This window comes from Enterobacter sp. J49 (assembly GCF_002148625.1).
Taxonomy (GTDB): domain Bacteria; phylum Pseudomonadota; class Gammaproteobacteria; order Enterobacterales; family Enterobacteriaceae; genus Enterobacter; species Enterobacter ludwigii.
In genome coordinates this window covers 191,832-207,143 of sequence record NZ_MWPY01000031.1, presented here as the reverse complement: position 1 = coordinate 207,143, position 15,312 = coordinate 191,832, and the positions used below count along the sequence as shown (strand labels likewise).

11 protein-coding genes and 3 pseudogenes are annotated in these 15,312 nt (G+C 50.3%); 8 read left to right on the top strand and 6 right to left on the bottom strand.

Going from position 1 to position 15,312, the window contains the following annotated elements:
- From istA to BJP35_RS12705, 4 genes and pseudogenes are all read right to left on the bottom strand, one after another.
- Positions 1-973 (bottom strand): annotated as a pseudogene (gene istA / locus BJP35_RS12715) (IS21 family transposase); the annotation flags it as partial.
- Between the two features lie 249 nt (positions 974-1,222).
- A pseudogene (locus tag BJP35_RS24275) lies at positions 1,223-1,351 on the bottom strand (IS3 family transposase); the annotation flags it as partial.
- 683 nt (positions 1,352-2,034) lie between these two features.
- Entirely contained in the window at positions 2,035-2,535 is a 501-nt protein-coding gene (locus BJP35_RS12710) for a hypothetical protein (protein ID WP_086463284.1), read from the bottom strand.
- Positions 2,508-3,338: a winged helix-turn-helix domain-containing protein gene (locus tag BJP35_RS12705; RefSeq protein WP_086463283.1), complete on the bottom strand. Its 831-nt coding sequence runs from the start codon at positions 3,336-3,338 to the stop codon at positions 2,508-2,510. The genes BJP35_RS12710 and BJP35_RS12705 overlap by 28 nt, the downstream gene beginning before the upstream one ends.
- A 413-nt stretch (positions 3,339-3,751) precedes the next feature.
- On the opposite strand from BJP35_RS12705, the gene BJP35_RS12700 reads away from it, so the two are divergent.
- The 8 genes and pseudogenes from BJP35_RS12700 (at position 3,752) to BJP35_RS12665 (ending at position 11,850) form a co-directional block, all read left to right on the top strand.
- Positions 3,752-4,372 carry a response regulator transcription factor gene (locus BJP35_RS12700; protein WP_086463282.1) on the top strand — a complete coding sequence of 207 codons (621 nt, stop codon included), beginning with the start codon at positions 3,752-3,754 and terminating at the stop codon, positions 4,370-4,372.
- 847 nt (positions 4,373-5,219) lie between these two features.
- On the top strand, positions 5,220-5,783 hold the full coding sequence (gene fimA / locus BJP35_RS12695; RefSeq protein ID WP_086463281.1) for a type 1 fimbrial major subunit FimA: 564 nt from the start codon (positions 5,220-5,222) through the stop codon (positions 5,781-5,783).
- A 72-nt stretch (positions 5,784-5,855) separates the two neighbouring features.
- Positions 5,856-6,395 (top strand): annotated as a pseudogene (locus BJP35_RS12690) (fimbrial protein).
- A 55-nt stretch (positions 6,396-6,450) separates the two neighbouring features.
- Positions 6,451-7,155: a fimbria/pilus periplasmic chaperone gene (locus BJP35_RS12685; RefSeq protein ID WP_373419693.1), complete on the top strand. Its 705-nt coding sequence runs from the start codon at positions 6,451-6,453 to the stop codon at positions 7,153-7,155.
- 81 nt (positions 7,156-7,236) lie between these two features.
- Positions 7,237-9,855: a fimbrial biogenesis usher protein gene (locus BJP35_RS12680; protein WP_086463280.1), complete on the top strand. Its 2,619-nt coding sequence runs from the start codon at positions 7,237-7,239 to the stop codon at positions 9,853-9,855.
- A gap of 10 nt (positions 9,856-9,865) precedes the next feature.
- Positions 9,866-10,396 (top strand): fimbrial protein, encoded by a 531-nt coding sequence (locus BJP35_RS12675; protein ID WP_086463279.1) that lies wholly within the window; start codon positions 9,866-9,868, stop codon positions 10,394-10,396.
- A gap of 12 nt (positions 10,397-10,408) precedes the next feature.
- Positions 10,409-10,912, top strand: a complete 504-nt coding sequence (locus tag BJP35_RS12670) for a fimbrial protein (protein WP_086463278.1) — start codon at positions 10,409-10,411, stop codon at positions 10,910-10,912.
- 17 nt (positions 10,913-10,929) lie between these two features.
- Positions 10,930-11,850 carry a fimbrial protein gene (locus BJP35_RS12665; protein ID WP_086463277.1) on the top strand — a complete coding sequence of 307 codons (921 nt, stop codon included), beginning with the start codon at positions 10,930-10,932 and terminating at the stop codon, positions 11,848-11,850.
- A gap of 214 nt (positions 11,851-12,064) precedes the next feature.
- Here BJP35_RS12665 and BJP35_RS12660 read toward each other — a convergent pair whose 3' ends face one another.
- Positions 12,065-13,456 carry an APC family permease gene (locus BJP35_RS12660; RefSeq protein ID WP_086463276.1) on the bottom strand — a complete coding sequence of 464 codons (1,392 nt, stop codon included), beginning with the start codon at positions 13,454-13,456 and terminating at the stop codon, positions 12,065-12,067.
- Between the two features lie 354 nt (positions 13,457-13,810).
- On the bottom strand, positions 13,811-15,229 hold the full coding sequence (locus tag BJP35_RS12650; protein ID WP_086463274.1) for a glutamine synthetase family protein: 1,419 nt from the start codon (positions 15,227-15,229) through the stop codon (positions 13,811-13,813).
- Between the last annotated feature and the right edge of the window lie 83 nt (positions 15,230-15,312).

Genomic DNA, 15,312 nt, shown 5'->3' with positions numbered 1-15,312 from the left:
AACGGCTGCCTGTCGAAGGTCACCAGGCTTTCGTCGACCTGCACGTCATACTGTTTTTTCTCCGGTGGCAGTGCCAGCATGGACTGCTGTTCCTCCACCCAGTGATCACAGGGGCGGGTCTGGATAGCTTCATGCTTACGTTGATTGGCCACATCGTACAGCCAGCGCAGGCCGTAACGGTTTGCGGTTTCAACTTCGACGGTGATCCCCATCGGGCGCAGGCGTGTCATTAGCGGGATGTAGAAGTTGTTGCGGGTGTACTGCACCATTCGCTCCACCTTGCCTTTAGTCTGTGCCCTGAAGGGGCGACACAGCCGGGGAGAGAAGCCCATCTCTTTGCCGAACTGCCACAGGGAAGGATGGAACCGGTGCTGTCCGGTCTGGTAAGCATCTCGCTGGAGCACCACCGTTTTCATATTGTCGTACAGAACTTCCCGCGGTACACCGCCGAAGAAGCTGAACGCATTGCGGTGACAGGCTTCCAGCGTGTCGTAGCGCATGTTGTCGGTGAACTCGATGTAAAGCATTCTGCTGTACCCCAGAACAGCAACGAACACATGCAGGGGGATTTGCCGTTTCGCATGGTCCCCCAGTCAACCTGCATCTGCCGCCCGGGCTCGGTTTCGAAGCGAACGACCGGTTCTGCCTGTGCTGGCAGGGTCTGTTTGTGGATGAACTCTCTCAGGATAGTCAGCCCTCCACGATAGCCCAGCTCCATGATTTCCCGGGCTATAACGGTCGCCGGAATTTTGTAGGGATGCGCATCGCTGATCCGCTTAGAGATGTAATCACTGTATTCATCGAGCAGTGATGATGGTGCCGGGCGTGGTGAATACTGCGGCTTTTCAGATTTGGCTTTCAGGTGGCTGCGGACAGTATTGCGAGAAATACCCAGTTCCCTGGCAATGGCCCGGATACTCATTCCCCGCTTGTGGAGGACTTTAATTTCCATATGAATCTCAAAAGTGATCATAAGCTCTCCTGTATTCAGAGGAGCAGATTAACCCCTGGATCAATTTTCAACCGCTGGGGTGGATCAGTTTTGCACCGTTGGTAACACTATAGTCTGTGTGCTTTTCTCCCTTTACTGGGGTTTGCCACTCTGTTTATGCCAAATACAATGCAAAGCAGATAAATACCATCTCAACGTGATTGTTACTGGCCTGCCGTAAACGCAACGTCCGCTTCTGGCTCGAAGCGGACCGCCTGAACCGCCATTAGGTCAGCTTTGTGCGGCATATTCATGTGGCCTGAGCGCGCTGTAATACCCAACGATACAGCCCATTAATGCATGGGCTGTATCGCTGAAGCTTACGTAACCCGTCACTGGTACCCATTCATTCTTCAGACTATTCGTCTTTTTCTTTTAGCATTCTTTTGGCGAATATTTTCTATATTGAACTTCCTCTTCTACCCGCAAGTTACAAAGAGACCAATATGCGGGTCGCCGTTGCAGCGCTTGGGGACGCTTGCCGGGGTAAGGGGATCACCATCAAGGTATTTTCTCCGTCAGTGTGAATTTTGTCTTCGTATCGCCTGACGGTTCGGCCTTCCTGCCATCGTTCTGGACTGCAAAGGCGCTTCGCGTTCATACACCTATACAGAGCCGGTTGTGATGCGGAAACGATATCCGTAAGCAGGCAGGGAGAGGAAAAACACACGAGAGAAAAGGAAGCCCTGCCTCGGCGCCGCCCCATATGCTGCGATGGTGAAAGGGTCAGAACATGGCACAGACGAAGGCAACACGAAGGGTACGGGATGATATTTTACCAGTCTCTATGCAGGGAAATAAAAACTCACGCGTAAAGTCAGAAAGGAATGTAAAAATTTTGCGCTTAATCGAGTTACGCTCATTTTTTTCGCTGCTTAAACAATAATTACGTCAAATATCTCCTCAGACAGCAGCCTGTTGAGGGGCTATGCCAGCTTACTCATACCCTGCTCCGAATGTCACGCTGCATAATGTGATGTCGTGTATACTGGAAAATCCATATACTTACTAATAGTATTACCTCGAGAATGCGTTTAGAAAAATCAGTCAACTTTGCAATAAAAAACAGGTGTAAAATCTTTGACAAAAATGAGCCCATTCGTACCTTGTGGATAAATTTGAAAAGTCAGTCTGGCCCCTGTTTTTTCATAAAATGAAGGGAGCATCTTTGCTAAAACAGAAGGCACCGCAGTATCCTGAAGCGAAATCATAGTTCTTTTATTCTCAAGATAATAATTTTCGTTAAATGTCCTGTACTTAAAGCAAACCTGCCGACTAATTTTGCTCGTGTTTCCTTCATTATCCGTAAGTAACCCAGCTAAAGTAGCAATCCCATCATCCCCAAGAAAGGAGTAACTTAAACGCAAAGAAAGATGTTCATCACCTTTGTAAATATTAGTTACTGCACTACAACTCAATCTTGCCCTTTCATTTTTGCCCCTCACATTCATTAGCACAATTAATACACACGTAATTATGATAGTAAAAAAACAAACAGTTACAGGATAACTTCTAGTCAATCCAGATAAAAATCTGATACGCATTCTTCCTCCGCTGAAAAATTATTGTTACAATGAATCACAGATAAACGTCTAACCGGTTCGATCAAACTTATGAAAATTCGCTCATTATTTTCGCAGTTAATTTTACCTCTCTTATCGATATAATCCAAAGAGATGTCATCAATATAGTCAGGATTGATGTATATTTCACACTTATCTATTTTAAAATTAGTTTTCCTATAGGAAGAGAAGAAATCATTCTTCATTAAAAAGTGATTGGTTGCAGCATAAACGATAAGAGCCGTGAAAAAAACCGAAAGGCCGAACAAGAAACCTTTCGTTTCAAGTTTGTTTAAGAATACATGAAAGAAAAAGGGACTTCCTTCTGGTTTGCTTATGACATCAGAGATTGCCACAACATTTAATGTATTTTTTTCATCTTCTCTAATCTCCTGTAAAGCCTCAGCCTTTTCATAACTAGATTTAATTATCTTGATTTCCTGTGATATGCTAACCCCTTTCCCGTAATGAGTGGATATAATATCATTTCGCATGCCTGCATTCTCCAGACCACGCCGTAAATTTAGCATCGTCTGATAAAAGGTGTTATTACTGATCACTATTCCTCTTTTTCCCCACACCTGTTCAATGAGTTGTTCTTTTGTAAGAATATGCCCCTGCACCTCAATTAAAAGACGGAAACAGCCTGAAGCAGTGCTAAGAATACTGACCACCTCTTGAGTATTGATGTTATAAAAGGAGTTATTTTCTGGGCAGAAGCGCAGAGTGTCTTCAATAGTAAAACATTCTGTGTTTCGTTCTGTTATTGCATCATGTAAAGACATTAAATTACGTCCCGCTAACAATATATTATTATCATGTAATACCGTTCTGTAACAACAAGCATAACCTTAGGAAAATTCCTAATCAAGCAGTTCTGTAACTTTATACAGAAATCATATTTTTAATTAAAAAACAATCACTTAAAAAGTTATTTACCACCCCACACTGCTAATAAAGAATCAAGCAATTATTAATTTTTAGCCAAGTAATACTTATAAAATAATTAATAAAGAATTAGTGAAGAATTCATCCTTATAACATTTTAAAACTAGATACGATTTCACTTTTCCATCCAACATATTGGTGTTAATGTTAACAACTACTGATACACCAGCCTTCGCTTAAATAAAAAACCACTTGAAATAAACATGAGCCACACAAGATTCATCAATTCAAACTTAAATGGTACATAGAAATGCTAACTGTAACAGATAATTGTTTTTTTGGAGCGGCATTTAAACATAAAAGTTCCTCAGAGATAATTCAACCCGAAGAACTCTTAAAACAACATAAAAACAAACAGTTTTTTATGAGTAAAAACACGACAATTCTTGTCAGTATCCAAAACCATACTCTCTTGTTGGAAATCATTAAATTGTTAATGGAATCAAAAATCAAAAACATATACATATATATCAGTAGCTTTAATGAAAGGAGCTTTACACTTGCTGATTCAGGAATCATCATCCTTTCTGGGAAAATACACCCTCAAAAAGTTATGGCTATAATTAATCACACACAAAAAAAACAAGAACTTCCTGTTGTCAAACTAACAAAGATTACCGCCCGAGATTGGACAATTTTAGTTTGTTTATTTCGAGGTCTTGATAACAAGATCATATCCACTCTTTTCAACATATCAGAAAAAGCAATCAGCGGCAGAGTCAATCTGGCATGCAGCAAACTAAAAATCCCTTTTTGGAATAGACCAAAAAAAATCAGTACGTTAGAAATGTTCTTTACGATATATCACATCAGAAATAATGAAGGAAAGAAAGATGAGGATCCAAATTTAAAGATGATGTGTGCTTCCTGAATCTAATTTTCGACAATAAATATCATTAGAAATTCTTAGTTCCGCTCTTTTATATCTGGTTAAGATCATCGTGAGGGTTTTGTACTTTCCAAATAACTCCATAATAGAATGTCATGTTTTAGTAAAGGTTTTTACTTTTACAACAGAGAGCGACTTTTCTCTTGTATTATACTAGCGATAACAGCAATTTAATTATTGAAATAATAGTGGCACTTTCAGTACTTGACCACCAAAAGTTATCGCATCAACTTTTTTCTTAAATAATTAAAGCAAACATTTAATTGAGAGTGTGAAGACAAACATCTTGCAAAGGCCTTTTATAAATATTTCTTTTTTATTTGACGTAGCCTTTTTACCATTTGAATAGATAACTGCAGCATTTGATATAGGTGAAAACTACTGGCCGATAATTCACATATCGTGGTTAAGCATCACGCCTGGATAGCTTAATATTTGGCAGTTAAAGGTGTGACGTCTGCTCACATGTAAAATCTCCAATAGCAGTGCTTTATATAAAAAACGAAATTCTTCAGCACAACTGTTAGTGGATTATACAATAAAATCACATTCCACTTCATCATTGCCATTGATAATGAATAATTAACCATCAATATCCAAAAATGTTAAATTCTTAAACTTTACGCGTTTTCTATTGTTTCATTTTTTCTCAAATGAAAATTTCATTAACCTTCTCAACGCCCATCAACTGACAAACTTCCTTTAACTATTGATACGGGAGCTTTGTTTACCGATGGTCACCATCTGATTTTCATGGTCAGGAAATGACGTGCAGGAATATATCAAGAACAACTGACGTTAATTAACATTTAATTAAAAGGAAAATGTAATGAATACCAAAACCATCTTAATGGCAGCGATGGCTGCACTGTCGATGACTTCAGCAACGGCCTTTGCGGCTACCGCCGGAGCCACAACCACCACAGTTAATGGAGGTACGGTGCATTTTAAAGGAGAAATCGTCAACGCAGCCTGCTCAGTTGATTCAAATTCTGCCGAGCAGACTGTTAACCTTGGACAAATACGCTCAGCAAAGCTTAATAAAGCAGGTGCAACAAGTTCCCTTGTTGGCTTCAATATCGAATTAGGCGACTGTGATACCAGCGTCTCCAGCCAGGCTTCCATCGCATTCTCAGGTTCCAGCATTGATACCGCTAATCCGAACGTTCTGGCTCTGCAGGGCTCTTCTGCAGGTGGTGCCACCAACGTCGGCGTACAGATCCTCGACAAAACCGGCACTCCGCTGGCCCTGGACGGCACTGCCTTCAGCGCGGCCACCACACTTAACGACGGCAAAAACGTCATTCCTTTCCAGGCACGCTACTACGCCACGGGTGTGGCAACAGCCGGTACTGCTAACGCAGATGCCACCTTCAAAGTGCAGTATCAGTAACACGTAAATCGAGCAGGGAAGCATTCCGGGCCAGGACGGCCCGTTATCCGCACCAAGGCGGGAGGCGTAACGATGCAAGGCGTGAAGAGCGGTCTGCTGATTTTTCTGCTCCCGACGTTGGCAATGGTTGGCAATCACTTAAACGTCACGGTAGCTGGAGGAAGCATGCGTTTCCAGGGGGGTCATCATCGCTGAATCATGCCGTGTCGAAATCAACGACCAGCAAATGACAATTAATATGGGCCAAATCAGTAGCAATCGTTTTCATTCAGAAGGAGAGGATGCGAGCCCCGTGCCACTCGATATTCACCTTCCGGATTGCAGCACTGCAGTCAGCAAGCATGTCGTCGTGTCATTTCGTGGTGTGGCCGATGACAAAAATCCGGATGTGCTCTCGGTTGGTGAAGGTCCGGGTCTCGCGACTGGCGTCGGTATTGCGTTATTCGACAGAGAAGAACAATTGGTTCCGCTGAATAGACCACCGGGCGCCTGGCAGACGCTATATAACGGCCCCACCACGCTACATTTCGTGGCCAAATATCGGGCCACCAGCAATCAGGTCACCGGGGGGCGAGTAACGCGCAACTCTGGTTCTCTCTGACCTATCAGTAATTAACCAGCAGACATCAGAAAGCAAGAAACAACGGTAAATACAAAGGGGATAAACGTGAAAAAGAGACTGGGGATTATGCGCGGACTGGTGGCGGGATTATTGATGATAGCCACAGGAGGTTACTCTGCATGGGTTCATGCCGGCGTCGCGCTCAGCGCAACGCGGGTTATCTATCCGGCCGGACAAAAACAGGTTCAGTTAGGTGTAACCAATAATGACGACAGCAGTACCTTTCTGATTCAGTCATGGGTGGAAAACGCCGACGGTGGTAAAGATGGCCGTTTCGTGATTACACCACCGCTGTTCGCCATGCAGGGAAAAAAAGAGAATACCCTGCGTATCATTGATGCCACGAATAAACAGCTCCCTCAGGATCGTGAAAGCCTGTTCTGGATTAACGTCAAAGCCATTCCTTCGATGGATAAATCCAAATTGAGCGATAACACCCTGCAACTGGCAATTATCAGCCGTATCAAACTCTACCATCGTCCGGCGAAGCTGACATTGCCGCCGGATCAGGCGGCGGAAAAGCTGAGATTCAGCCGTCATGGTTCGTCATTAACGTTGACTAATCCTACCCCTTATTACCTGACCGTCACTGAACTGAACGCCGGCACGAGGGTGCTGGAAAACGCGCTAGTGCCACCAATGGGAAAAACTTCCGTCAAGCTACCGACGGACGCCGGTAACAACATTACTTATCGCACGATTAATGATTACGGCGCACTGACTCCAGTAATGAAAGGCGCCTTGCGCTAATACAGCCCAGGCCTGCCGGGCGGGCCATTACACGCATAAAATTCAGAACTGACAGCCGGGTGAATTCAGACCGGAGGGACTATGTCACATCTCAAATATGGACAGGACCATTTTGGTTCCCCCAGCGCCGTGCTCTGCCCGCGCGCTATTTTAGCCCCCGTGGTCCTCTGTTTTGTCCTGCAGGCGGGTCATGCGCAGGCTGAACGCTATTTTAACCCGCGTTTTTTGTCTGACGATCCTGCGGCGGTGGCAGATCTCTCCGCTTTCGAAAACGGACAAGAGGTGCCAGCCGGCACGTATCGCGTCGATATTTACCTTAATGACAACTTTATGACCACCCGCGATGTCACTTTTAACCGCAGTGAAAAAAGCCACGGATTAAGCCCGTGTCTGAGCCCCGGTCAGCTTGCCGGTATGGGGATCAACACTGCGGCGGTAAGCGGAATGAACGCCCTCGCCGCCGACGCCTGCGTGCCGCTGACCGAACTTATCACTGATGCCACGACCCGCTTCGATGTCGGCCAGCAGCGCCTCTACCTCACCGTGCCGCAGGCCTTTATGGGCAACCGCGCGCGTGGGTATATTCTTCCTGAATTATGGGATGACGGCATTAATGCCGGGCTACTGAACTATAACGTCACCGGAAACAATGTCCGTAACGATAACGGCGGTAACAGCAATTACGCCTGGTTGAACCTCCAAAGCGGGATTAACCTCGGTGCCTGGCGACTGCGTGATAACTCCACATGGAGCTACAGCGGCGGTAGCAGTTCTGGTCATGAGAATAAATGGCAGCACGTCAATACCTGGCTTGAGCGCGCTATCTCGCCGCTGCGCTCGAACCTGACCCTTGGCGACAGCTACACAAACAGCGATATTTTCGACGGAATGAACTTCCGCGGCGTCCAGCTGACGAGCGATGACAATATGCTGCCGGATAGTCAGAGGGGGTTTGCGCCAGCGATCCACGGTATCGCGCGTGGCACCGCACAGGTATCCATCAAACAAAATGGCTATGAGATTTATCAGAGCACGGTACCGCCGGGTCCGTTCACCATTAATGATCTCTATGCTGCGGGTAACGGCGGCGACCTGCAGGTGACGATTAGAGAGAACGACGGTACCAGTCAGGTCTTTAGCGTGCCGTGGTCAACGGTGCCGATTCTGCAGCGCGAGGGCCATACCCGTTACGCGCTGACTGCTGGTGAGTATCGCAGCGGCAACAATCAGCAGGATGAGCCGAGGTTCTTTCAGGGCACTGTCTTACACGGTCTGCCTGCGGGCTGGACGCTGTATGGCGGTACTCAGCTTGCCGATCGCTATCGCGCCTTTAACGCCGGTGTGGGGAAAAACATGGGTGATTTCGGTGCCGTGTCGCTGGATATCACCCAGGGCAACGCCACCCTGCCCGACGGCAGCGATCACCAGGGACAGTCAATTCGCTTTCTCTATAACAAGTCGCTGATCGATGTCGGCACAAATGTCCAGCTGGTGGGCTATCGGTACTCTACTGAAGGTTTTTTCAGACTGGCTGATACGACCTACCGGCTGATGGGGGGTTACAACGTTCAGACCCAGGACGGCGTAATCCACGTCACGCCGAAATTCACCGATTACTACAACCTCGCATGGAACAAGCGCGGCAAAGTACAACTGAGCATTACCCAACAGTGGGGACGTACCGGCACGCTTTATCTGAGCGGCAGCCAACAGACCTACTGGTCAACCGGCAAAGCGGATCAGCAGTTCCAGGCTGGACTAAACGCAGCGGTGAACGATATCAACTGGACGCTAAGCTACAGTCTGACCAAAAATGCCTGGCAGCAAGGACGCGACCAGATGCTGGCAGTCAACATCAACATTCCGTTCAGTCACTGGCTGCGTTCTGACAGCCAATCGGTCTGGCGGCACGCCAGCGCCAGCTACAGCATGTCGCACGATCTACATGGCCGGATGACCAATCTCACGGGACTTTACGGCACGCTGCTGGAAGACAATAACCTGAGCTATAGCGTGCAGACCGGCTACACCAGCGGCGGCGAGGGCGATCGCAGCAGTACCGGCTACGCGGCGCTGAACTACCGCGGCGGCTACAGCAACGCCAATATTGGCTACAGCCACAGTGACGGCTCTGAACAGCTCTACTACGGCGTCAGCGGGGGCGTGTTGGCCCATGCCAATGGCGTGACCCTGAGCCAGCCGCTGAATGACACTGTGGTCCTGGTGAAAGCGCCGGGTGCAGGTAATGTAAAAGTGGAAAACCAGACCGGGGTACGTACCGACTGGCGCGGCTATGCGGTGCTGCCTTACGCCACCGAGTACCGCGAGAATCGGGTGGCGCTGGATACCAATACGCTTGCCGACAACGTCGATCTCGACGACGCGGTGGTCAGCGTCGTACCTACCCACGGCGCAATCGTGAGGGCGGACTTTAAAGCCCACGTCGGAGTCAGATTACTGATGACGTTGACCCATCAAGGCAAACCGGTTCCGTTTGGCGCAATGGTCACGTCGGGCAGCAATCAGAGCAGCAGTATTGTGGCCAATAACGGCCAGGTCTACCTGAGCGGGATGCCGCTCGCCGGCAGCGTGCAGGTGAAATGGGGTGAAGGCGCGGACGCCAGTTGCTTCGCCAGCTATCGCCTGCCGGAAGAGAGTCAGCGACAGGCGCTGAGCCAGCTATCGGCAGAGTGCCGTTAAGGAACGCATGATGATGAAAAAACCACTTAGCCTGTTCGGTGCTGTCCTGACGCTGGTCTGCACCAACGTGTTTGCAGCGGACAGCACCCTCACCATTCGTGGGGACGTGCGCGATAACGCCTGCGCGGTCGCCACCGAATCGAAAGCGTTTACCGTCAATCTGATGGATAACGCCACAAAGCAGTTCAACGCCGTCGGGGCAACCACGCCGCTGATACCGTTTCGCATTGTCCTGTCGCCCTGCGGTAGCTCGGTGACGGCGGTCAAAGTCGGCTTTAACGGCAGTCAGGATAGTGACAATAACGACCTGTTAAAAATCGACGGCGGTGCCGCTGCGGCGGCAGGCATGGCGGTGCAGATCCTCAACGGTCAGCAGACGATGCTGCCGGTCAACGCGCCCTCTTCATCGATCGCCTGGACCACCCTAACGTCAGGGCAGACCAACACCCTCAGTTTTTACGCCCGGCTGATGGCAACCCGCGTCCCGGTGATCGCCGGTCACGTCTATGCCACCGCGACCTTTACACTTGAATTCCAGTAACCGGAGGCTGAAATGAGATCATACTACGCAGGATGGCTTCTGGCTGGCGCATTAGCGTCAGGTATCAGCACGCTGAAGGCCGCCGATACCACCCTCACGGTGAACGGCAAAGTGGTGGCCAGGCCGTGTACGGTCTCCATCACTAACGCCAGTGTTGACCTCGGCGATCTGTATACCTACCACCTGGTGTCGTCGGGTTCCACCTCTCCCTGGCACAGCACCACGCTCGAGTTAAGCAACTGCCCAATCGGGACGTCGCGCGTCGTCGCGACCTTTAGCGGGACCGCAGACAGCACCGGCTATTACAAAAATCAGGGTACGGCGGGCAACATCCAGCTTGAACTTCAGGACAACAGCGGCACCACGCTCAATAACGGGGCACAAAAGGCGGTTCAGGTCGACGCCAGCTCGCAGTCGGCACGCTTTCCTCTGCAGGTTCGGGCCCTGTCAGTCAACGGCGGCGTAACCCCGGGAACCATCGATGCGGTAATTAGCATCACCTATACCTACGCCTGAATCAGGAGAATGTATTGATGAAAAAAGTTTGCACTCTGTTTGCCGCCCTCCTGCTGACGGGCTGGTCGATTAACACCTGGGCGTTCTCGTGTAAAACCAACGCTGGCGCGACGATCCCCATCGGTGGCGGCTCGGCTAACGTATATATTACCCTGCCAACGACGGTTCAAATTAAGCCCTTGTATCCTTTGGCTGAGATCGATCTCTCTCAGTACATATTTTGCCATAATGATAGTATCGGCGTGACTGACACTGTCACTCTGATGCAGGCCATTGACTATAACAGCCTGAAATGGAGCTTTTACGCCTCCATGAATCCGTATGGACCGGATAAAGGAGGTCTTGTTTTGCCCATATACACCGAAAGCTACCCTGCCAGTTACTGGACCTCGCAGTACTCACCATGGCGCATGTGGTTTAATATAAGGCCAGAAACAAACTCTGCAGGTAAAACCATCCCCGCCGGGCAACTGATGGCTTCAGTGATCATGAGGCAAACCAGCTCCTTCAGCAGCGAAGTTGCCACCTACACCTGGAATCTTTATGCCAACAACACTATGACAGTAACAGCAGCGGGATGCGACGTCTCGGCCCGTGACGTGACGGTGACCCTGCCCGACTATCCGGGAAAGACGACAGTGCCGGTTACCGTTCGCTGCGGACAAAACCAGACGCTTAGCTATTACCTTTCCGGTACAACATCCGATAGCGTAAATACCATTTTTACCAATACCGCATCGAGTTCGCCGGCACAGGGTCTTGGAATACAAATGATACAAAACGGAGTGCCTGTCCCGGCAAACAGTACTGTTTCACTGGGAACCGTGGGTTCGACGCCGGTAAATCTGGGGTTGACGGCTACCTACGCACGCACCAGTGGCCAGGTGACTGCGGGTAACGTACAGTCGATTATCGGCGTAACATTTGTCTACCAGTAAGCTTTAATCGCTGCATCTGCGAGCTGGCCTTTTTTACAGAGAACCGGTAAGGAGAATGGCGGAGAATGTTCATTATGTATGTTGCGTCATGGCCCTCCCCTATGAGAGAACGTTTCATCCCGGCGTTCTCAGGGTGACACCTGCATACGCAAAACAATCGGCTGTCCGGTAGTGAGACCGTTCACGGCGCCAGCATGCTGGCGCCGCCGGGCGCTCAGGAATCCCAGCCCTGCTCCACCTTACCGGCGTCAAACTGCGAAGGCGGTTTTCGGAAGCGACGCGTCAGCCACGTCAGGTACAGAATACCCAGCGCCCCCCAGATAAGGCCGAGAGTGAGCGAGGTGGCTTCCAGATTTATCCACAGTACGCCGACCGTTACCGCGCCAATGAGCGGCAGCAGCAGATAGTGGAAACGGTCTTTCCACGTTTTGTTGAGTCCTTTACGTCGCCAGAAGTGGTTGTAGACCGACAGGTTTACAAACGTAAAGGCCACCAGCGCGCCAAAATTAATGAGAGCCGTGGCGGTCACGAGGTCGAAATACAGGGCCGAGAGCGCCACGATCCCCACCATGATGACGTTCAGGGCGGGCGTGCGCCATTTCGGATGCACATAGCCAAACACCCGCTCCGGAAAGACATTGTCACGCCCCATCACGTACAGCAGTCGCGAGACGCTGGCATGCGAGGCCAGCCCCGAGGCGAGCGTATTCACAAAGGTGGTACACAAAAAGATCGACTGGAAGAGCTTGCCGCCGACATACAGTGCAATTTCCGGCAGCGCGGCGTCCGGGTTTTTGAAGCGCGCAATACTCGGGAAAAAAAGCTGCATAAAAAACGAAGCGATAATAAAAATCAGCCCGCCATACAGTGCGGTCAGGAAGATGGCTTTGGGGATGACCCGCGCCGCGTTGGGTGTTTCTTCTGACAGGGTGGTGACCGCATCAAAACCCAGGAAAGAGAAGCAGACGATGGTCGCACCGGTAATGATAGGGATCAGATGGGCATTCTGGCTGATAAACGGCTGGAGCGACCAGACGGTGCCGACCCCCTCCCCCTTATGTAACCCGTGCACCACAAGGACGACAAACACCACCATGATCGCGACCTGCACCAGCACAAACAGGGTGTTAAAGTTGGCGACCAGATTCACACTCTTCAGGTTCGCCAGCGTCAGGATCGTCACAAACCCCACCACCCAGACCCACGGCGGCACGTCAGGGAACATCGCGGACAGATAGATTTTTGCCAGCAGCACGTTAATCATCGGCAGGAAGAGATAGTCCAGCAGCGATGACCAGCCGACCATAAAGCCGACGTGCGGTCCGATCGATTTCTGCGCGTAGGTATACGCGGAGCCCGCTTCGGGGAACTGTCGCACCAGCTTGCCGTAGCTGATGGCGGTAAACATGACGCCGGCCAGGGCCAGGAGATACGAGGCGGGCACATGGCCATCGCTGATGCCGGAGACAATACCGAAGGTATCAAACACGGTCATGGGCGTGAGGTATGCCAGCCCCATCATGACCACCTGCCAGAGTTTGAGGGAGCTGCGAAGCCGGGTTCGTCCGGTCATGCCCGGTGAATCGAGAGACGTGTTAGTCGCCATACACCGTCCCCCCCATGCTTACCGTGGTTTGCAATCGCGTCGTTCTTAACGCAAACCTGCTTAGCAAAGGGGGAAGTGGCAAAGAACACACGTGAGCAAAACCGCGAACCATCTCTGGCTCGCATTCATCACGGGAGCCGGCATGACCCCCTTCGCCCTGCGGATAGCTGAACATCTGTATCATTTCCTACCTCGTCACACAGTGTCGTTAAGAGAATCCCTGTGCCGCCTGCGCTCCATGACGCGACTCACGGGAAGTGCTGGCGTGCCAGCAAACAGTTCGGCCAGGCTCCGCGCAGGCCGTATGATGATACGTATGAAATAAAACAACGCGGCCCCTTACGGGGCACGTGATCAGGCGTTTTTCAACATCCACTCAATTTCTGTTTCGGTGATCAGGCGTTCAAACTGCAACAATTCATCATTTTTGCAGGCGTGATACACGTGACAGAACCGTTCACCCAGCCGCTCGCGCAGGTGATCGTTTTGCATAAAGGCCCACAACGCATCGCTCTGACGGATCGGGAACGGCAGTCCGTCCTGCTCCAGCCCGTTACCCTCGACTTCGTCCTGCAGGGGTAAGTCGTTATCCAGCCCGTGCAGAATGCCGGCAAAAATCGCTGCCATGACCAGATACGGATTCGCATCTGCCCCCGCCACGCGGTATTCGACCCGATGGTTATGACGATCGCCACACGGGATACGCAGGGCAACCGTGCGATTATTGTGTCCCCAGGACGCCTGCGTCGGCACGTACATCCCCGGCTGGAAACGGCGGTACGAATTGACATTCGGTGCCAGCAGCGCCATGGAGGCGGGCATCAGGTCAATCATTCCGGCCAGCGTGCGCTTTAACAGCGCAGAATCCTCACCACTGGCATCCGCGAACACGTTTTCGCCTTTGTTGTTTTGCATACTGATGTGGATATGCATCCCGCTCCCTGCATGCTCTTCATACGGCTTTGCCATAAAGGTGGCATGCATCTTATGTTTTTCAGCCATCTGACGAACAAGGCGCTTTAATGCCAGCGCATCATCACAGGCATCCAGCACGTTTTCCGTATGGTGCAGGTTGATCTCAAACTGGCCCGGCGAGGCCTCTGCGACGGCACCGTCGGCGGGGATCAACTGCAGCTGCGCCAGTTCGTCGATGTCATTCAGCACGTCAGCAAAGTGGTTAAGATTATCGACCGAGTAGACCTGGCTTTGCGTGTTGCGCACGTCGGTACCCGGCGCGCAGGGTGGCTGCAGATAGCCGTCGGCATCGCGATGGCGGTCAAGTAAATAGAACTCCAGCTCTACCGCTACCACGGGGAACAGACCGCGCTGGCGCAGCTGCTGCCAGAGTCGGTTGAGAACATTCCGCGGCTCAACGTCAAAGGGAGCGCCATCTTCATCGACCATGGTGAGCTGCACCTGACCAATGTATTCCGGATCGGCAGCGGACGGCGTCAGGGTACCCGGCACCGGCACACAGACACAGTCCGGCTCACCGAGTTCCTGCCCCAGCCCGGCCTCTTCCACCACGTTACCCAGAATGTCCATGGCGAAAACCGATGCCGGGAAATAACACCCTTTTTCGAGCTTGCTCAGTCCGGCTACCGGAATACGTTTGCCGCGAAAACAGCCGTTCAAATCGGTCAGAAGGACATCAATAAACTGGGTGTTCGGATACTTTTCTAAATAGCGCTTCACTTCCTGCGAAAAGGCGCTGCCCCGCCTCTCCTCCGTGTGTTGAACAAAGTTCTCAACTTCTACGATATTGGTTTCCATGATTTACCACCGTTTTTGGATTTGCGTTCGCTGCTCAGGACTGTCAAATATAATGTCCACTCTATCGAATCTGTATGCAAACA